At 69.2% G+C, this 18,265-nt stretch carries 15 protein-coding genes and 2 pseudogenes; 7 read left to right on the top strand and 10 right to left on the bottom strand.

The features are described from left to right. Positions 1-24: 24 nt before the first annotated feature. Positions 25-498, bottom strand: coding sequence for a (2Fe-2S)-binding protein (locus ASC67_RS05540; protein WP_056316226.1), 474 nt, complete (start codon positions 496-498; stop codon positions 25-27). Positions 499-695: 197 nt separating this feature from the next. On the opposite strand from ASC67_RS05540, the gene ASC67_RS05535 reads away from it, so the two are divergent. Further along, positions 696-1,703 carry an XdhC family protein gene (locus tag ASC67_RS05535; protein WP_056316223.1) on the top strand — a complete coding sequence of 336 codons (1,008 nt, stop codon included), beginning with the start codon at positions 696-698 and terminating at the stop codon, positions 1,701-1,703. Between the two features lie 24 nt (positions 1,704-1,727). Here ASC67_RS05535 and ASC67_RS05530 read toward each other — a convergent pair whose 3' ends face one another. From ASC67_RS05530 to ASC67_RS05495, 9 genes and pseudogenes are all read right to left on the bottom strand, one after another. Continuing rightward, on the bottom strand, positions 1,728-3,887 hold the full coding sequence (locus ASC67_RS05530) for a PQQ-dependent dehydrogenase, methanol/ethanol family (RefSeq protein ID WP_056316221.1): 2,160 nt from the start codon (positions 3,885-3,887) through the stop codon (positions 1,728-1,730). A gap of 321 nt (positions 3,888-4,208) precedes the next feature. Beyond that, positions 4,209-4,444 (bottom strand): annotated as a pseudogene (locus ASC67_RS20155) (3-oxoadipyl-CoA thiolase); the annotation flags it as partial. Positions 4,445-4,503: 59 nt separating this feature from the next. Beyond that, a complete protein-coding gene (locus ASC67_RS05525) occupies positions 4,504-5,322 on the bottom strand; it encodes an enoyl-CoA hydratase/isomerase family protein (RefSeq protein ID WP_056316217.1) in 819 nt (272 codons plus the stop codon). Then, a complete protein-coding gene (locus ASC67_RS05520) occupies positions 5,319-6,860 on the bottom strand; it encodes a 3-hydroxyacyl-CoA dehydrogenase (RefSeq protein ID WP_056316214.1) in 1,542 nt (513 codons plus the stop codon). The genes ASC67_RS05525 and ASC67_RS05520 overlap by 4 nt, the downstream gene beginning before the upstream one ends. Then, on the bottom strand, positions 6,857-7,648 hold the full coding sequence (locus ASC67_RS05515; protein ID WP_056316211.1) for an enoyl-CoA hydratase-related protein: 792 nt from the start codon (positions 7,646-7,648) through the stop codon (positions 6,857-6,859). The genes ASC67_RS05520 and ASC67_RS05515 overlap by 4 nt, the downstream gene beginning before the upstream one ends. 24 nt (positions 7,649-7,672) lie before the next feature. Beyond that, positions 7,673-8,959 carry a benzoyl-CoA 2,3-epoxidase subunit BoxA gene (gene boxA / locus ASC67_RS05510; RefSeq protein ID WP_056316209.1) on the bottom strand — a complete coding sequence of 429 codons (1,287 nt, stop codon included), beginning with the start codon at positions 8,957-8,959 and terminating at the stop codon, positions 7,673-7,675. Positions 8,960-8,990: 31 nt separating this feature from the next. Further along, positions 8,991-10,418 carry a benzoyl-CoA 2,3-epoxidase subunit BoxB gene (gene boxB / locus ASC67_RS05505; protein WP_056316252.1) on the bottom strand — a complete coding sequence of 476 codons (1,428 nt, stop codon included), beginning with the start codon at positions 10,416-10,418 and terminating at the stop codon, positions 8,991-8,993. Positions 10,419-10,427: 9 nt separating this feature from the next. Then, positions 10,428-12,086: a 2,3-epoxybenzoyl-CoA dihydrolase gene (gene boxC / locus ASC67_RS05500; RefSeq protein ID WP_056316206.1), complete on the bottom strand. Its 1,659-nt coding sequence runs from the start codon at positions 12,084-12,086 to the stop codon at positions 10,428-10,430. A gap of 110 nt (positions 12,087-12,196) precedes the next feature. After that, a complete protein-coding gene (locus tag ASC67_RS05495) occupies positions 12,197-13,132 on the bottom strand; it encodes a helix-turn-helix transcriptional regulator (protein ID WP_056316203.1) in 936 nt (311 codons plus the stop codon). A 115-nt stretch (positions 13,133-13,247) separates the two neighbouring features. Between ASC67_RS05495 and ASC67_RS05490 the strand changes: the two are divergent. The 6 genes and pseudogenes from ASC67_RS05490 to ASC67_RS05470 form a co-directional block, all read left to right on the top strand. Beyond that, positions 13,248-13,445 (top strand): annotated as a pseudogene (locus ASC67_RS05490) (DUF4863 family protein); the annotation flags it as partial. A gap of 8 nt (positions 13,446-13,453) precedes the next feature. Then, the gene (locus ASC67_RS20480; RefSeq protein ID WP_156466671.1) at positions 13,454-13,627 is read left to right on the top strand and encodes a hypothetical protein; all 174 of its coding nucleotides are present in this window, start codon (positions 13,454-13,456) and stop codon (positions 13,625-13,627) included. A gap of 13 nt (positions 13,628-13,640) precedes the next feature. Further along, positions 13,641-15,212, top strand: coding sequence for a benzoate-CoA ligase family protein (locus ASC67_RS05485; protein WP_056316200.1), 1,572 nt, complete (start codon positions 13,641-13,643; stop codon positions 15,210-15,212). Continuing rightward, a complete protein-coding gene (locus ASC67_RS05480; protein ID WP_056316197.1) occupies positions 15,209-16,003 on the top strand; it encodes an alpha/beta fold hydrolase in 795 nt (264 codons plus the stop codon). Before ASC67_RS05485 ends, ASC67_RS05480 begins: the two co-directional genes overlap by 4 nt. 228 nt (positions 16,004-16,231) lie before the next feature. Further along, positions 16,232-17,080, top strand: a complete 849-nt coding sequence (locus tag ASC67_RS05475) for a glucose 1-dehydrogenase (RefSeq protein ID WP_056316195.1) — start codon at positions 16,232-16,234, stop codon at positions 17,078-17,080. A 46-nt stretch (positions 17,081-17,126) separates the two neighbouring features. After that, a complete protein-coding gene (locus tag ASC67_RS05470; protein WP_056316192.1) occupies positions 17,127-17,900 on the top strand; it encodes a glucose 1-dehydrogenase in 774 nt (257 codons plus the stop codon). The last annotated feature ends 365 nt before the right edge of the window (positions 17,901-18,265 follow it).

Raw genomic sequence — 18,265 nt, 5'->3', positions numbered from 1 at the left:
AAGGTCTCCTGGGGGTGACGGGGCTCAGACGCCCATGCCCTTGGCGCCCACCTGGACCGCCTTGACGATGTTCTGGTAGCCGGTGCAGCGGCAGAAATTGCCTTCGAGGTGCTCGCGGATCTTGTGCTCGCTGCCGTGGTCGTGGTGGGTCACCAGGTCGATCGAGCTCATCACCATGCCGGGCGTGCAGTAGCCGCATTGCAGGCCATGGCACTCCTTGAAGGCGGCCTGCATCGGGTGCATCGTGCCGTCGGCGGCGGCCACACCCTCGATCGTGGTCACCGCGTGGCCGGCGGCCTGCACCGCCAGCATGTTGCAGCTCTTCACCGCGCGGCCGTCGAGGTGCACCGTGCAGGCGCCGCACTGCGCCGTGTCGCAGCCCACGTGGGTGCCGGTGAGGCGCAGCGTGTCGCGGATGAAGTGCACCAGCAGCGTGGCCGGCTCGACCTCGCGCTCCACCGAGCGCCCGTTCACCGTCAGTTTCAGCGTTTGACTCATCGCATGTCCCTCGTGCCTTGGTGTGTCGATCCGGACAGTGTGGCGAGGCTGTTGGCGTTTGGCTCATCGCAGGAAACCCTTATGCAATTGATTGCATTGGTTGGCGGGTCGAGTTCGGCGAAACGATTCATAAGGAGAAGCGCGCGGTCGACGTTGCCCCCACGGCGTTTCACGATGCGACTCCACGGACAGGCAACATGGACAACGTCGATCTGCAGGTGATCAGGACGGTGCGCGACTGGTGCAATGCGGGCCATCGCGTCGTGCTCGCGACGGTGACGCGCACCTGGGGCTCGGCGCCGCGACCGGTCGGCTCGGTCGTCGCCGTGCGCGGCGACGGGCTGGTGAGCGGCTCCGTGTCGGGCGGCTGTATCGAGGACGACCTGATCGAGCGCGTGCGCGGCACGTCGATTGCCGCGGATCGCCCGGAAAAAGTGTGCTACGGCGTTACAGGTGACGAGGCGGCGCGCTTCGGACTTCCGTGCGGCGGATCGCTGGAACTGGTGGTGGAAACCATCGCCGCACGCAGCGCCATCGACGACTTGCTGGCCCGCCTGGAGCGCGGTGGCCGGGTGACGCGCACGCTGCACCTGGCCGACGGGCGGGTCGAGCTGGCGGACAGCGCCGGCGCCGGCGAGGTGCTGGTGCTGAGCGACGAGACGCTGGTGACGACGCTCGGACCGGGCTTTCGCCTGCTGCTGATCGGTGCCGGCCAGCTGACGCACTACCTCGCGACGATGGCGCTGGCGCTGGACTACGAGGTGCTGATCTGCGACCCGCGCGAGGAGTACGCCGCCGCCTGGGCCGTTGCCGGCGCCACGCTCGTCAGCGGCATGCCCGACGACGCCGTGACGGCGCTGCGCCCCGACGCCCACACCGCCGTGGTTGCGCTGACGCACGACCCCAAGCTCGACGACCTGGCCCTGATGGAGGCGCTGCAGTCGGAGGCCTTCTACGTGGGCGCGATCGGCTCGCAGGCCAACCAGCGCAAGCGCTGCGAGCGGCTGAAGCAGCATTTCGGCCTCGGCGACGCCGCGCTCGCGCGGCTGCACGGGCCGGTGGGTCTGAAGAACGGCGCGCGCACGCCGCCGGAGATCGCGGTCAGCATCCTGGCCGAGATGACGGCGGTGCGCTACGGCTACCGCATCCTGCCGCCGGTGCCGCTGCAAGGGCGCGCCTCGATCGAGGCCGGCTGCGGCGTCTGAGTTGTCCGCGGGGCCGCGGCTTCCTCAGTCCCGGGCCTTGGCGGCAGCCCGGGCCGCTGCCTCGTCGTCCCTCAATTGGCGTGCGCGATCCACCACATAGGCCCGGATCGCCTCGACGTCCTCGACGGCGATGCGCCCTGTCCAGTTCGGCATGCCCTTGTCCGCCAGCGCGCCACCCAGCACCACGGCGTCCCAGGCTGTCTTGACCGACAGCATCGGCGAACGGCGCAGGTCGGGGATCACGTTGGCGGCATAGGTGCCGAAGCCGTGGCATGCCGCGCAGTTTCCGTACAGTGCGGCGCCGCGCGACACGGTCTCGGCCGGCCACGTCTCCGCGGGCACATTGGGAGGCAGGAGCGGTCTGCTGTTGTCCGGCAGCATGGCCTTGCCATCGAGCTTGAAGGCCAGGATGCGCCCGTGCAGCCCCACCTTGGGCGCCACAGCGAACGGCGCGTGCAGCGCGTTCGATCCGCCGAAGCCGGCCACGACGGCGATGTACTGTTCGCCACCGACCGCATACGTCATGGCCCCGGCGATGATCCCGTCGTAGCCCTGCCAGCTCCACACCTGCCGACCCGTGTCGGCCGTGTAGGCCACCAGCCGGCCATCGGGCGTGCCCTGGAACACCAGGTTGCCGCCGGTCGCCAGCACGCCCGCCGAGGCCAGGTTGCCGTGCTGGACTCGCCACGCCTCCTTCTGCCGGACGGCGTCCCACGCCACCAGCGCGCCGCGCGTCTGCATGGCCAGCAAGCGCCGGTGCGATTCGCTGCTGGGGCCGGCGAAGGTGGTGGCCTCGATGCCGGTGTTCCACGTGCCGCGCTGTGCCGAGTACTTGAAGTCGGGTGTGTAGTTGTAGTCGAGCGGCACGTCCTGCACCGGGATGTAGGTGAGGCCGGTCTTCGGGCTGAACGCCATCGGATGCCAGTTGTGCGAGCCGAACGGACCCGGCATGGCCCAGAACGACTTCTTCGTGCGCTCGTAGCGGGCACCGGGCGCTTCGATGGGGCGGCCGGTCTTCAGGTCGATGCCGGTCGCCCAGTTGACCGTGGTGAAGGGCTCGGCCGAGATGAGCCGGCCGTCCTTGCGGTCGACCACGTAGAAGAAGCCGTTCTTCGGCGCATGGAGCAGCACCTTGCGCTGGCGGCCCTGCAGCGTCAGCTCGGTCAGGATGATGGGTTGCGTGGAGGTGAAGTCCCAGTTCTCGCTCGGGGTCTCCTGGTAGTGCCACTTGTAGGCGCCCGTGTCGGCATCCAGCGCGAGTAGCGAGCCCAGGAACAGGTTGTCGCCCTTGCTGCCCGAGCGGTGCTCCCAGCTCCAGGGGTTGCCGTTGCCGGTGCCGATGATCACCTGATCGAAGTCGGCGTCGTAGACGATGGCATCCCACGGCGTGCCGCCGCCGCCGGTCTGCCTCCAGGCACCGTCGTGCCAGGTGCCGTAGGCCTTGCTCATCAGGATCGCGTCCGAGGCCGCACCGTCCGGCTTGTTCTCGGGGTTCGGCGTCATGTAGAAGCGCCAGGCCAGCGCGCCGGTCTCCGCGTCGTAGGCGCTGACGTAGCCACGCACACCGTACTCGGCGCCGCCATTGCCGATCAGGACCTTGCCCTTCACCACCCGGGGCGCACCGGTGATCGTGTACGGCCTGGTCTGGTCCACCGTGATGGTGGACCACGCGAGCTTGCCGGTCTTCGCGTCCAGTGCCTCGAGCCGGCCATCCAGGGTACCGACGTAGACCTTGCCGTTCCACGCGGCGACACCGCGGTTGACCACGTCGCAGCAGGCGTCGGCGCCACGGTCCCCGGGGACCTTCGGGTCGTAGCGCCACAGCGGCTTGCCAGTGGCGGCATCGTAGGCATAGACCTTCGACCAGCTCGAGGTCGTGTACATCACGCCGTCGATCACCAACGGCGTGGCCTCCTGGCCGCGCGAGGTGTCGAAGTCGCCGTACCAGGCCAGCTTCAGTCGTCCGACGCTGCGGGTGTCGATCTGGTCGAGCGGGCTGTAGCGGGCCTCCTGGTAGGTGCCGCCGTGCGTCATCCAGTTGGCGGGTTCCTTGGCTGCGGCGGCCAGTCGCGCGGCGTTCACAGGCGCCGCTGGCGCCGCCGATGCGCAGGGACTGCAGGCCAGGGTCGCTGCGAGGATCAGTGGGGTCGCGCCATGGCGCAGGACGGCCTTCCATGAGTGCATGTCGAGGAGCTCCGTTGTGTTCGGTTGGACGGGACCCGCCGACGCGGCGAGGCCGCATTGCGCCGCGGCGCGACGTATCGCGCCGACGTCTTCGGATCCGCCAGCTCTGCCGTTCAGCGGCGATGCGCGTGACCGGGGCTGGCGTCAGCAAAAGCGGACTGCACGGTCGTCACCGTGCGCCTGCCTTGTGAAAATGATCCCTCAGGCTCGCGGAGCGACGCCCACCCGTCGGGGTAGTTTGCGAAGCGTCGCTTCAACACGGGAGGAACTCACATCTCGCCGCGGCAGGGCAAAAAAAGCGGACTCCGGAGAGTCCGCAAGTGGAAGCCCTGCCAGCAGGCCGGCCATGCGCGCGACGTTGCGGTTGTCCTCGCCGGCCTGGTTTGCGCAGCCCAGGATCACGTTGCCGACGGCCTGCCAGTCGACCCGCGGGTTGCGGGCCATCAGCGCCGCGAGCGGCACCGCGGCCAGGTCGTCGTCGGCACGCCCGACAGCGCGCCGCCGTAGCGGCCGAACGGGGTGCGCAGCGCATCGCAGATGTAGGCGTCACGGGTCATGCTGGAAGGGAAGGAGTGGGGTTAGCCGAGCGGCGGCCCTGCGCGGAGGGTGCCGAACCTCATGAATCTTCTGCCGTGTCGAAACGCGGGTCGCGCTTGCCGGCCAGCGCGGCCAGGCCCTCGCGCGCGTCGGCGCCGGCGAAGCCGATCATCTCGAGCGCGAGCGAGTGCTCGAACGCCGGCCACGCGGCGCGCAGCCAGTGGTTGAGGCTGCGCTTGGTATGGGCCAGGGCGCTCGGGCTGCCGGCGGCCAGTTGCCCGGCGATGCGCCTGGCGGTGGCCTGCAACTCGTCGTCGGGCACCGCCAGGCTCACGAGGCCGATGCGTTCGGCCTCGGCACCGCTGAGCGGTGCACAGGTCAGCAGGTGGTACTTGGCCTTGGCCATGCCGCACAGCAGCGGCCAGACCAGGGCCGCGTGGTCGCCGGCGGCCACGCCGATCCTGGTGTGGCCGTCGATGATCTTGGCGCCCTGGGCCGCTACAGATACATCGGCCAGCAGCGCCACCGCGGCGCCGGCGCCGACCGCGGCGCCGTGGATCGCCGAGACGATGGGTCGGTCGCAGTCGATCATGCCCTGCACGATCTGCCGGGCCTCGCGCATCACGCGGGCGCGGGCGGCGGCGCTGTGCAGCATCTCGTCGACCAGGTCGACGTGGCCGCCGGCGCAGAAGCCCTTGCCGACGCTGCGCACCAGCACGCAGCGCACGCCGGGCTCGTCGGCCAGCCGGGTCCAGAGGCGCGCCAGCTCGGCATGCCCGCGCGCGCCGGTGGTCGGCATCGCGCCGGCCGTGCCGAGCACCACCTCGGCGATGCCGTCGTCGCCGAGCCGGACCTCGAAGTCGTCGGTATCGACCGTCATCGATCGGTGCGGGTTCATGTCGTTCTCGCCTCCTGCAGCCAGGCCTGCTCCCGCAGTGCGGGGCTCGCGCGGTAGCGTTCGCCGCGGTAATGCGCATCCAGCCGGTCGAGCAGCGCGACCACCTGGCGGGCATCCCAGCGCGCCAGCCACTCGAAGGGACCGGCGGGGTAGTTGACGCCGAGCTTCATCGCCAGGTCGGCGTCCGGCGCGCTGCACACGCCCTGCAGCACCGCGTCGGACGCCTCGTTGATCAGCATCGCCAGCGTGCGTGCGACCACCAGGCCCGGCACGTCGCGCAGGCGCTGCGGTTGCCAGCCGGCGGCCTGCAGGCATTGCGCGGCACGCGCCTGCCAGGCCTCGGTCGCGCCGCCGCTGGCGCTCCAGGCCAGCGCGCTGCCGGCGGCAGGCTCGGTGGTGCCCACGCGGTCGAACAGCGCGACATCGCGCACCGCGGTCTCTGCGGCCACCTGCGCGGCCGGCCGGCCATCGGTCTGGCGCAGTTGGGCGCCGTCGAGCTCGAGGCCGCTCCAGGCGCTGTCCTCCACGCGCTCGAAGGCCCGACCTTCGCGCGCCAGCCCTTCGAGCCAGCGCTCGACCAGTGCGCCGTGGCCGTGCACGCGCCAGCGCGCCGCGCTCGGCAGCGCGACCGCCGACGCGGCGGGGGGCGTGGCCGGGCCGGTGACCGTGAGCTCGGCATGGACGTAGAAGCCGCGCCCCGACTTGCGGCCGAGCAGGCCGCCGTCGACCAGCTCGCGCTGCACCAGCGACGGCACGAAGCGCCGGTCGCCGAAATTCGCTTCGTGGACCGACGCGGTCACCGCGAAGTTGGTGTCGTGGCCGATCAGGTCCATCAGCTCGCAGGGCCCCATGCGGAAGCCTGCGCCGCGCAGGCAGGCGTCGAGCACCGCCGGCTCGGCCGCGCGCTCCTGCAGCAGCGCCAGCGTCTCGGCGTAGTAGGGCCGGGCGATGCGGTTGACGATGAAGCCCGGCGTCGAGCGCGCGTGCACCGGCGTCTTGCTCCAGCGCTCGGCCAGCCCGAAGATCGCCTGTGCCACCGCCGGCTCGGTCTGCAGGCCGGAGACCACCTCCACCAGCTTCATCAAGGGCACCGGGTTGAAGAAGTGCATGCCGACGAAGCGTCCGGGCCGCTGCAGATCACGGGCCAGCGCGGTGATCGAGATCGACGAGGTGTTGGAGGCCAGCACGCAATCGGCGTCGACCACCGCCTCGAGCTGCGCGAACAGCGCGCGCTTGGTCTCGGCCTGCTCGACGATGGCCTCGACCACCAGGTGGGCGCCGGCGGCTTCGTCGATCGCCGTGGCCGGCGTGATGCGCGCCACCGTGGCCTGCACGAACTCAGGTGCCAGGCGCCCCTTCATCACCAGCGCGTCCAGGCTCGCGGCGAGCTTGCGCTTCGCGTCGGCCGCCGCACCCTCGCGGGCGTCGTAGAGCTGCACCGGGTGCCCCGCCCGGGCCGCCACCTGCGCGATGCCGGCGCCCATGATGCCGGCGCCGATCACGAAGACGGGCGAGCGCTCGTCGAGCGGGCGTGTCATGCAGACCCCTTGGTCCACGGCGGCGGGCGCTTCGCGAAGAAGGCCGCGAAGCCCTCACGCGCCTCGTCACCCATGCGCACGCGGCTGATGGTCTGCGCCGTCAGCTCGCGCACCTCGGCCGTGATCTCGCCGATCTCGAAGCGTCCGAACAGCGCCTTGATCTCCGCCTGCGCGCACGGGCCGTTCTGCAGCAGCTCGGCCGCGAGCGCGTCGACCGCCGCATCCAGCGCATCGATCGCCACCACCTGCTGCACCAGGCCCAGCTCGCGGGCCTCGGCGGCGCCGATCCGCGTGGCCGTCAGCGCCAGCCGTTTCGCCTGGCGCTTGCCGACCGCATTGGTGAGGTAGGGCCCGATCACCGACGGCAGGATGCCGAACTTCGCTTCGCTGACGGCGAACTTCGCGTCCTCGCTGGCCACCGCGAGGTCGCAGGCGCACACCAGTCCGACACCGCCCCCCAGCGCCACGCCGTGCACGCGCGCGACCGTCGGTCGCGGGCAGTCTGCGATGCGGTCGAGCATCGCGGCGAAACGCCGCGCGTCGGCCAGGTTCCATGCCTGCGTGGCCGCGCTGGCGCGCTGCATCCAGGCGAGGTCGGCGCCGGCCGAGAAGGCCTTGCCCTGGCCGGCCAGCACCACCACGCGCACCTGCGGGTCGGCCGCGAGCCGTTCGAAGGCTTCGTCGAGTTCGCCGATCATCGTCTCGTCGAAGGCGTTGAACACCTGCGGGCGGGCCATCTCCACGCGTGCCACCCCGGAGGGCGACACGTCGACGCTCAGTGTTTTCACGGCGGGCTTTCCTTTCTGGGCCGGTCAATAGGTCTCGAAGTGCAGCCGGCCTTCGCGGCGCAGTGTCGCGCCGATCGCCTCCCAGGACTGGCCGGCCTCCTGGGCGATGTCGCGCAGCGCCAGCAGCACGCCTTCTTCCATGCTCTTGAGCCCGCAGACGTAGACGTGGGCGTTGCCGTCGGACAGCAGCGGCGCCAGATCCGCGGCGCGCTCGCGCAGCAGGTCCTGCACATAGCGCCGCGGCTGGCCGGGCAGGCGCGAGAAGGCGAGGTTGATGTCGATGAAGTCCCTGGGCAGGTTCTGCAGCGGTCCGAAGTAGGGCAGTTCCTGCGGCGTGCGAGCGCCGAAGAACAGCATCAGGCGCCCGCCCTCGAACTTGCCGCTCGCTCTCAGACGCCGCCGCCACTCGGTCATCGCGCGCATCGGTGCACTGCCGGTGCCGGTGCACACCATCACGATGTGCGAGCGCGGGTGGTTGGGCATCAGGAAGGACGCGCCGAACGGCCCGACGACCTGCACGCTGTCACCGACCTTCAGGTCGCACACGTAGTTGGATGCCACGCCGCGTACCGGCTGGCCCTGGTGGTCGGCGGTCACGCGCTTCACCGTCAGCGCCACGTTGTTGTAGCCGGGCCGCTCGCCGTTGCGCGGGCTGGCGACGGAGTACTGCCGTGCGTGGTGCGGCCGGCCGGCGGCGTCGACCCCCGGCGGCACGATGCCGATCGACTGGCCCTCGAGCACCGGGAAGGGCATGGCGCCGAAGTCCAGCACCACGTGGTGGGTCTCGCTGGCGAAGCCGGCCTCGGTGCAGTTGTAGTTGCCGGCCACGGTGGCGGTGATCGCGTGCCGGGGCGGGTAGAGGTTGGTGTAGGGGTGGGCCGCCGACCACGGCGGGATGGTGGCGCCAGGGGCCTGTGCAAGGCGTGGCGAGGCCTCGCCCGTCTCGACGGCGGCCGGCGGGACGGCCGCTGCCGCGGCGACGGCCAGGGCGTCGTCAGGCGTCGTCGTCACGCCGTCGGCCGCCAGCTGCTCGGCCGTCAGTTCGGCGGGCAAGGTGTCCCAGGTCAACTGCTCGTCGACCGCGTAAGCCCGCACCCGTGGCACGGTGCGCCAGTTGTCGATGGAGCCGGTGGGGCAGGGCGGCACGCAAGCCATGCACAGGTTGCACTTGGCCGCGTCGACGACGTAGTTGCGGTCGTCGTGCGTGATCGCCTGCACCGGGCAGGTGGCCTCGCAGGTGTTGCAGCGGATGCAGATCTCGGGGTCGATCAGGTGCTGCCGGATCACCCCGCGTTCCATCACGGCGTCCATCGAGGGCTCCGCGCAGCCGCAACGGGGGGGGTCAATTGAACCTCACGTACTCGAAGTCGACCGGCTGGCGGTTGACGCCCATCACTGGCGGCGCGATCCAGTTCGCGAACCGGCCCGGGTCGACGACGCGGCCCATCAGCGAACCCACGAAAGCCCGGTCCTCGTCGCTCGGCAGCCACTCGTCGACCTTGGCGTTCCATTCAGCCTCGCTGACGACGCGGCCGTCCGGCGACATCTTGATGCCGGCGAGTGCGCCGATGTTGCGGTGGAAGGCCTTGTGCGGCACCTGCAGGCGGTGGGGAATGCCGGCCTTCTCGATCACCTTGTTCCAGCGTCCGACGCCGGCCACCGAGTCCTTGATGAAGTCGTCGCGCAGCACCTCGTTCAGCGCGTTGAGCATCGGGACGTCCTTCTCCACCAGGGCGCCGTTCTGCACTTCCAGCACCTTGTAGGTCTGGCCCTTCAGCACATGGTCATCGGGCCGCTTGCCTTCCTCGAAGCGGCCCTTCAGTCCCGAGCTGTAGAAGATCGCGGCGTTGCTCGACTGGTCGGCGCCGAACAGGTCGATCGTCACGCTGTAGTGGAAGTTCAGGTAGCGCTGAATCGTCGGCAGGTCGATCACGCCGGCGGCGCGCAGCTTCTGCACGTCGTCGGTCTTCAGCTCGTTCATCATCTGGCAGGTGCGCTGCACGACGCGCGAGACGCCGCTCTCGCCGACGAACATGTGGTGCGCCTCCTCGGTCAGCATGAACTTCGTCGTGCGGGCCAGAGGATCGAACGCGCTCTCGGCCAGCGCCGACAGCTGGAACTTGCCGTCACGGTCGGTGAAGTAGGTGAACATGAAGAACGCCAGCCAGTCGGGCGTCTTCTCGTTGAACGCACCGAGGATGCGCGGGTTGTTCTCGTCGCCGCTGCGGCGCTCGAGCAGCGCCTCGGCCTCCTCGCGGCCGTCGCGGCCGAAGTGGCGGTGCAGCAGATAGACCATCGCCCAGAGGTGGCGGCCTTCCTCGACGTTGATCTGGAAGAGGTTGCGCAGGTCGTACATCGACGGCGCGGTGAGGCCCAGGTGGCGCTGCTGCTCGACCGACGCCGGTTCGGTGTCGCCCTGCGTGACGATGATGCGGCGCAGGTTGGCGCGGTGTTCGCCGGGCACGTCGGCCCAGGCCTTCTCGCCCTTGTGGTCGCCGAAGTGGATCTCGCGGTTCGCATCGCCCGGGTTGAGGAAGATGCCCCAGCGGTAGTCGCGCATCTTCACGTGGCCGAACTGGGCCCAGCCCGCCGGGTCGACGCTGACCGCGGTGCGCAGGTAGACCTCGTGGTCGGTGGAGCCCTCGGGGCCGACGTCGTCCCACCAGTTGACGAAGTTGGGCTGCCAGCCTTCGAGCGCGCGCTGCAGCGTGCGGTCCTCGGCGAGGTTGACGTTGTTGGGGATCTTCTCGCTGTAGTTGATGCTGCTCATCGTCATTCCTCAGACACGATTCCAGTCGAACGCGGCCTTTTCGCCCTTGCCATACACCTTCAGCGCGCCCTTTTCGCCGACGGCGTTGGGGCGCTGGAAGATCCAGTTCTGCCAGGCGGTGAGCCGCCCGAAGACGCGCGTGAACATGTTCTCCGGGCCGTTGAAGCGCAGGTTGGCTTCCATGCCGGTGAGTGCGTCGGGGCTCATCGAGACACGCTCCTCGATCGCGATGCGCGTCTCGTCGGGCCAGTCGATGTCGTCCGGGTTCGCGGTGACGAGGCCGAGCGCGAACGCCGCGTCGGCGTCGAGCGCCTGGCCGGCCTTCGCGCGCACGGCGTCGAGCGCGGGCTGCTCGTCGTAGAAGCGGCGCTGCAAGCGGCTCTGGCCCGTGACCATCGGGTAGAGACCGAAGTTGGTGTCGCCGACCGTGATCTTGGGTGCGCGCGCTTCATCGTCGGGCAGCGCGACGTGGTAGCTGCGGTCGCAGGCGAGCGCGAGTTCGAGGAAGCTGCCCGCGAAGCACGAGCCAGCCTCGATCAGCGCGAACAGGCTGCGCGATGAGACGTCGAGGCGGCTGAACGTGCGGCGGAGCAGGCCGATCGTCTCGCGCACCAGCCAGTGGTTCTGGTTCGCGAGCAGCGTGGTATCCATCGCAAGCACCGCGGCGGCGTCGCCCTCGGTCTTGATCAGCCAGATGCCGATGTCGAGTTCGTTGGTGCGCATCGAGAGGATCGCATCCTCCAGTTCGCGGGCGAGCTGCAGCGGGTACCAGCCCGCCCCAGCGGCTTCGATGCCGACGATGTCGGTCGGCTGTGCGCCTTGCGGGCCCTTGACGGTGAAGGTCGCGGTGCGTTGCGCGCGGGCTATCTCGATGCTCACATTCGAGTAGCGCAACGCGTCGGGCTCGATCGAGCGCTCCAGCGGCGTCAGCGCCACGCCCTTGCCGCCCGCCGGCCGGTCGCTCTGCGCCGCCAGTTGCAACGCACGCTCCTGCACCTTGGCCGCGAACTGCGCCGGTTTGGCGATGTCGTCGACGAGACGCCACTCCTTTGCCTTCTGGCCGCGCACGCCTTCGGTGGTGGTGCAGAAGATGTCCGCGAGGTCGTGGCGCACGTGGCGCTTGTCGGTCACGCGCGTCAGGCCGCCGGTGCCCGGCAGCACGCCGAGCAGCGGCACCTCAGGCAGGCTGACGGCGCTCGAGCGGTCGTCGACGAGGATGATCTCGTCGCAGGCCAGCGCCAGCTCGTAGCCGCCGCCCGCACAGGCGCCGTTCACTGCGGCAAGGAACTTCAGACCACTGTTCCTGGACGAGTCTTCCAGCCCGTTGCGCGTCTCGTTGGTGAACTTGCAGAAGTTCACCTTCCAGGCGTGGCTGCTGACGCCGAGCATGAAGATGTTCGCGCCCGAGCAGAACACCTTCTCCTTGGCGCTCGTCACGACGACGGTGCGTACCTCGGGGTGTTCGAAGCGGATGCGGTTGATCGCATCGTTCAGCTCGATATCGACGCCAAGGTCGTAGCTGTTGAGCTTGAGCTTGTAGCCGGGGCGCAGGCCGGCGTTTTCATCGAAGTCGGCGGCGAGCGTGGCCACCGGGCCTTCGAAGCGAAGCTTCCAGTGCCTGTATTGCGAAGGCGCGGTCTGGTAGTCGACGCGGTGGTCTTGGCTCATGGTGGGTCTCCTCGACGATGAGGCACCAAAGTGCATGGTGCTGGGCCGCAATGAAATGCATAATAATGCTTGTTTCGGAAGAAATAAAGCACTTTTCTGCATTTCCCAGCTCAAGCCGGGATGTCGAGCGCCTCGTGCGCGAGGTGGCGCAGTGCGTCGTAGGTCGCCTCGATCGGCTGCGCGCTGGTGTCGAGATGGAACTCGGCCTTCGAATAGAAGGCGGCCCGGCCGGCGAGGATGCCCTTGAGGTCGTCCATCGCCTGGCTGTTGTCGGCCATCGGGCGCAGATCGCCCTGGGCGATCACACGCTTCATGTGGTCCTCCGGCGTGGCCTTGAGCCAGATCGTCGTGCAGTGGGCGAGCAGCAGGTTGAAGGTCGACGCGTCCGAGACCAGCCCGCCCGGCGTCGCGATCACCGCCTCGGGGTAGATCTGGATCGCCTCCTCGACGGCGCGGCGCTCGTAGCGCCGGTAAGCGTTCTGGCCATAGAGCGCCTGGATCTCCGAGGTGCTGCAGCCGGCGAACTTCTCGATCTCGCGGCTCAGTTCGACGAAGGGAAAGCCAAGGTCTTCGGCGAGCCGGTGGCCGAGCGTCGACTTGCCCGCGCCGCGCAGCCCGATCAGCGCGATGCGGGTGCTGCGCGATGCCCCGCTGGCGTTGGCGCCACCCATGCCGAGCAGGCCACCGATCGCCTCGCGCACACGCTTCAGCGTTGCCTCGTCACGGCGTTCGAGCAGCTCGCGGATGAGCAGCCATTCGGCCGACGAGGTGGTCACGTCGCCGATCAGCTCGGCGAGTGAACACTGCAGCGCCTGTGCGACCTGCAGCAGCACCAGGATCGAGGCATTGCCGACGCCGTACTCGAGGTTCGCGAGGTGGCGCTCCGACACGTCGGCCGCGACCGCGACCGCCTTGCGCGTCATGCCTCGGCGGGCGCGCAGCGAGCGCACCCGATCGCCCAGGGCGACGAGGAAGGGGTTCTTGTCGGTCTCGTCGGCGCCGTCGGTGGCCGTCTGCTCAAGAGCATGAATTATAGTGCTTGACATCGGTGATTCCGAGTTCTAGAGTCCGTTCAAGCACAATACTTCATCAATCTGGCGCAAGCAAGCCTGCGCGTGCCGGCGGAGTGCAGACATGACACCCGACGATTTCCGCCACCAGATCGCCGGCCCGCACCACGCCCACCCGAATGGCGAGATCGACCTGATCATGCCGATCGATGCCGACGCGCGCTTCGACGGCCGCCCGGCCGGCTGGCTGGTCTGCCCACCGGGCAGCGCGCACCGGCCGACGGTCACACACGGCCGCGCACTCGTGCTCTATCTGCTGCCCGAAGGCCGCATCGACTTCACCGCCTGAGGCAGGCCATGACCGAACTTCTCTCCAACTTCGCCGCCGGCCGCTGGTCGCCCGGTACCGGCGCCGGCACGCCGCTCTTCGACCCGGTGCTCGGCCATGCACCCGTGCGCGCGCTGAACTTCTACCATCGCCGCGCGGCGCTGCAGGCCAGCACGACGGTGCTGGCCGCGCTCGACAAGTGACGAGGAGACGACGATGAACATCCCCCCGCCCGGTGCGAGCTTCAACATCGCCCAGCACCTGCTCGCTGCGAACGCGGCGCGTGGAGCGAAGCCGGCCTTCGTCGACGACCTCGGCGCCCTCAGCTACGGCCAGCTCGACGAGCGCGTGCGGCGCCTGGCGGCAGGCCTCCAGGCCGTCGGCATCAAGCGCGAGGAGCGTGTTCTGCTGCTGATGCAGGACGGCACCGACTGGCCGGTGGCCTTTCTCGGCACGATGTACGCCGGCATCGTGCCGGTCGCCGTCAACACGCTGCTGACCGCCGACGACTACGCCTACATGCTCGAACACTCGCGCGCGCAGGCGGTGCTCGTCTCGGGCGCGTTGCTGTCGGTGCTCACGACCGCGCTGACCCGGTCGGACCACGAGGTGCAGACGGTCATCGTTTCCAGGCCGGTCGCGCCGTTGCATCCGGCCGAGGTCGAATTCGACACCTTCGTGTCGGCCCGGGCACCGCTCGTGAAGCCCGCGACCACGGGTCCCGACGACCCGGCCTTCTGGCTCTACTCGTCCGGCTCGACGGGCCGCCCCAAGGGCACGGTGCACTCGCACGCCAACCCCTACTGGACCTGCGAGCTCTACGGCAAGGGCATCCTCGACCTGCGCGAGAGCGATGTCTGCTTCTCGGCCGCGAAGCTCTTCTTCGCCTACGGACTGGGCAATGCGCTGACCTTCCCGATGAGCGTCGGCGCGACCGTGCTGCTGATGGGCGAGCGGCCCACGCCGGACGCCACCTTCAAGCGCTGGAAGGGCGAGGTGGGTGGGTTGAGGCCGACCGTCTTCTACGGTGCGCCGACCGGCTTCGCCGGCATGCTCGCCTCGCCGAACCTGCCGTCGCGCGAGACCGTCGCCATGCGCCTCGTCTCGTCGGCCGGCGAGGCGCTCCCGTCGGAGATCGGCGAACGCTTCAAGCGCCACTTCGGCGTCGACATCGTCGACGGCATCGGCTCGACCGAGATGCTGCACATCTTCATCTCCAACCGGCCCGACAAGGTGCGCTACGGCAGCACCGGCTGGCCGGTGCCGGGGTACGACATCGAACTGCGAAGCGACAGCGGCGGCCCGGTGCCCGACGGCGAGCCCGGCGACCTCTACATCCACGGCCCGTCGGCGGCGATGATGTATTGGGGCAACCGCGCCAAGACGCTCGACACCTTCCAGGGCGGCTGGACCAAGAGCGGCGACAAGTACGTGCACAACGCCGACGGCAGCTACACCTACAGCGGCCGCAGCGATGACATGTTGAAGGTCGGCGGCATCTACGTCTCGCCGTTCGAGGTCGAGGCGACGCTGGTGCAGCACCCGGCCGTGCTCGAGGCCGCGGTGATCGGCAAGGAGGACGCCGAAGGTCTCACCAAGACCAAGGCCTTCGTGGTGCTGAAGCCGGGCGGCCAGGCGACCGAGGAGGAGCTGAAGGCCTTCGTCAAGGACCGGCTCGCGCCCTACAAGTACCCGCGCTTCATCGAGTTCATCGACGAACTGCCCAAGACGGCGACCGGCAAGATCCAGCGCTTTCGCCTGCGCGAGCGCGAGGCCTCGGCGAAGTGAGTTCGGCCTTCGTCGAGATCGACTGGCGCGGCCGGCGCGTCCGCATCGAACACGCCTGGATCGCGCCCGAGCGGCGTGATGCGCCTTTGCTCGTGTTCCTGCACGAGGGCCTGGGCTCGCTGTCGATGTGGAAGGACTTTCCGCACCGGCTGTGCCAGGCCGCTGGCGCGCGCGGCCTGGTGTTCTCGCGACCCGGCTACGGCCGCTCGACGCCGCGCCCGGCCGCCGAGACCTGGGACGTGGATTTCATGCACCGCCAGGCCCACGAGGTGCTGCCGGCGCTGTTCGGTGCCTTGCGGATCGACGAGCCGGTCTGGTTGTTCGGCCACAGCGACGGGGGGTCGATCGCGCTGCTGCATGCCGCGCGGTTTCCGGCGTCGGTGGCGGGCTTGGTGGTACTGGCGCCGCACATCTTCGTCGAGGAGATGACGGTCGCGAACATCGAGCAGGCCCGTCACAGCTACCTGACGACCGATCTGTCGACGAAGCTGGGCCGATACCACGACGACGTCGACTCGGCCTTCTGGGGCTGGAACCGCATCTGGCTGCATCCGTCGTTCCGCCCATGGAACATCGAGGCCGAGATCGAGGAGGTTCGCTGCCCGCTGCTCGCCGTGCAGGGGCTGGACGACGAGTACGGCACGCTGGAGCAGATCCGCGGCATCGCGCGGCGCGTGCCGCAGACGCAATTGCTGGAACTGCCCGACTGCGGCCACTCGCCGCACCGAGACCAGCCCGAGGCGGTGATCGCCGCGGCGTCCGCACTGTTGAGGCGCACGCCGGGCGGTTGACCCGGCGTTGTCGGTGGCGCTCTGTGCGGGCCGGAGGCGTGTCGCGCGCGCGACGCCTTGCCCTGGGTTTCCCCGTGGGGTCGGCGATCGCGAACTACCCCGCCGGGTAGTGACGCTCGGTGAGGGTGCCGCAATGATCCGCCCTCGTCACGCGCACGCCGCGTCGCAAGTCGAACCCACGCATCCGATCGGGCCGATGCCAGCCCCGACACATTCCAGGAGACCTCCATGACCGACAGCCGCGCCAGCACTCCGGCCCCCATCGATTACGGCAAGGCCTACCGCGTCGACGGCAAGGTCGCGCTGATCAGTGGCGCGGCGCGCGGTCTCGGCGCCGAGATGGCGCGTGCGCTGGCTGGCGCCGGCGCCCGGGTGATGGTCACCGACGTGCTGGAGCCGCAAGGTCGCGAGACTGTCGCCGAGATCCGCGCCGCCGGCGGCACGGCGGAGTTCTTCCGGCTCGACACGACCGACGAGGCCCAATGGGAGGCCGCGATCGCCGTCACGGTCGAGCGGCTCGGTGGTCTGCATGTCCTCGTCAACAACGCGGGTATCGAGCGCCTGCAGTTCATCACCGAGACCACGGTCGAGGAGTTCAGGAAGGTGCAGGACGTCAACGTGACCGGCGTCTTCCTCGGCTGCAAGCACGCCATTCGCGCGATGCGGCCGGGCGGTGCGGCCGGGCAGGGCGGCTCGATCATCAACATGTCCTCGGTCGCCGGCCTGGTGGGCTGCATCGGCCTGAGCAACTACTGCGCTTCCAAGGGCGCGGTCCGGCTGCTGACAAAGTCGGTGGCCGTCGAGTGCGGGCAGCTCAAGCTCGGCATCCGCTGCAACTCCATCCACCCCGGCGTGGTCTGGACCGCGATGGGGCGCGATCTGTTCCAGCACTTCGTCGACCTGAAGATCATGCCCGACCTCGCGGCCGCGCAGACCGCCTTCGAGACGGCGATCCCGATGGGTCGCTGCGGTGCGCCCGAGGACGTGGCCTCGGCCGCGCTCTACCTCGCCTCCGACGCCGCGAAGTGGGTCACCGGCGCCGAATTCGTGGTCGACGGCGGCTACACCGCGGTCTGACGGCGCCGCCGCGCAGCACATCCGACAACGAACTGGAGACCTGGACATGGGACGTGTGGACAACAAGGTAGCGCTGGTGACCGGCGGCGCCAAGGGCATTGGCCGGGCCAGCGCTCTGATGCTGGCGCGTGAAGGCGCCCGCGTCGTGCTCACCGATGTGGACGAGGCGCAGGGCGGTGCGGTGGCGAAGGAGATCGAGCGCGCCGGCGGCAAGGCGCTGTTCCTCGTGCAGGACGTGACCGACGAGGGCCGGTGGGTCGAGGTGGTCGACCGGGCGCGCTCGCACTTCGGCAGCCTGAACATCGTCGTCAACAACGCCGGCATCGGCACCGCCGGCAGCGCCGAGGACGAGACACTGGAGGCTTGGCGCCGCCTGATGTCCGTCAACCTCGATGGCGTCTTCCTCGGCACCAAGCATGCGATCCGCGCGATGAAGGGCGAGGCCGGCGCGGGCTCGATCATCAACATCTCGTCGATCGAGGGCATCGTCGCCGACCCCAAGCTCGCGGCCTACAACGCCAGCAAGGGCGGCGTGCGCATCTTCTCCAAGTCGGCGGCGCTGCATTGCGCGCAAGCGGGCTATCGCATCCGGGTTAACACCATCCACCCGGGCTATATCTGGACGCCGATGGTCGAAGGCTATCTGACCAGCCTCGGCGATGTGGAAGGTGGGCGCCAGGTGATCTCGAAGATGCACCCGATCGGGCGGATGGGCGAGCCCGACGACATTGCCTACGGCGTGCTCTACCTGGCCTCGGACGAGTCCGCCTTCGTGACCGGTAGCGAACTCGTCATCGACGGTGGCTACACGGCGCAGTGATCGCGCACCCCCGTGAAAACGCTTGTGGGATGAACGCTGACACGCTGCAGAAACTACCCGCTCGGGTGGGTTCCTGTCCCCGCCACTGCCTCTCTAATTGTTCGATCGAGAAGCGGCCGGTGGAGGGTTGCGTGCACGCTCGAAGCGGTTCGACATAAACAACTGAAATCAAGAGACCTGGGTGCCTGATGGAAAAGATTGACCTGCGACGCAAGTTGGCGCGATTTGCGCTGGGGAACAGATGGTTGATCCTGCTGGTGATGGGGTTGATCACGGTGTTCTTTGCGGTCGGGCTGGTGCGGGTGGACGTGAAGACCATCTTCTCGGACCTGTTCCCGAAGAACCACCCGTTCGTGCAGGTCTAC

The organism is Methylibium sp. Root1272 (assembly GCF_001425905.1).
Taxonomy (GTDB): Bacteria; Pseudomonadota; Gammaproteobacteria; order Burkholderiales; family Burkholderiaceae_C; genus Methylibium.
The sequence above is the reverse complement of the archived record's forward strand: the minus strand, read 5'-3'. Positions and strand labels throughout refer to the sequence as shown.

What these genes read in the sequence shown, in the direction of transcription:
- ASC67_RS05540 (WP_056316226.1), bottom strand. Translation starts at nt 498, where the DNA reads ATGAGTCAAACGCTGAAACTGACGGTGAACGGGCGCTCGGTGGAGCGC.
- ASC67_RS05535 (WP_056316223.1), top strand. Translation starts at nt 696, where the DNA reads ATGGACAACGTCGATCTGCAGGTGATCAGGACGGTGCGCGACTGGTGC.
- ASC67_RS05530 (WP_056316221.1), bottom strand. Translation starts at nt 3,887, where the DNA reads ATGCACTCATGGAAGGCCGTCCTGCGCCATGGCGCGACCCCACTGATC.
- ASC67_RS05525 (WP_056316217.1), bottom strand. Translation starts at nt 5,322, where the DNA reads ATGAACCCGCACCGATCGATGACGGTCGATACCGACGACTTCGAGGTC.
- ASC67_RS05520 (WP_056316214.1), bottom strand. Translation starts at nt 6,860, where the DNA reads ATGACACGCCCGCTCGACGAGCGCTCGCCCGTCTTCGTGATCGGCGCC.
- boxA (WP_056316209.1), bottom strand. Translation starts at nt 8,959, where the DNA reads ATGGACGCCGTGATGGAACGCGGGGTGATCCGGCAGCACCTGATCGAC.
- boxB (WP_056316252.1), bottom strand. Translation starts at nt 10,418, where the DNA reads ATGAGCAGCATCAACTACAGCGAGAAGATCCCCAACAACGTCAACCTC.
- boxC (WP_056316206.1), bottom strand. Translation starts at nt 12,086, where the DNA reads ATGAGCCAAGACCACCGCGTCGACTACCAGACCGCGCCTTCGCAATAC.
- ASC67_RS05495 (WP_056316203.1), bottom strand. Translation starts at nt 13,132, where the DNA reads ATGTCAAGCACTATAATTCATGCTCTTGAGCAGACGGCCACCGACGGC.
- ASC67_RS20480 (WP_156466671.1), top strand. Translation starts at nt 13,454, where the DNA reads ATGACCGAACTTCTCTCCAACTTCGCCGCCGGCCGCTGGTCGCCCGGT.
- ASC67_RS05485 (WP_056316200.1), top strand. Translation starts at nt 13,641, where the DNA reads ATGAACATCCCCCCGCCCGGTGCGAGCTTCAACATCGCCCAGCACCTG.
- ASC67_RS05475 (WP_056316195.1), top strand. Translation starts at nt 16,232, where the DNA reads ATGACCGACAGCCGCGCCAGCACTCCGGCCCCCATCGATTACGGCAAG.
- ASC67_RS05470 (WP_056316192.1), top strand. Translation starts at nt 17,127, where the DNA reads ATGGGACGTGTGGACAACAAGGTAGCGCTGGTGACCGGCGGCGCCAAG.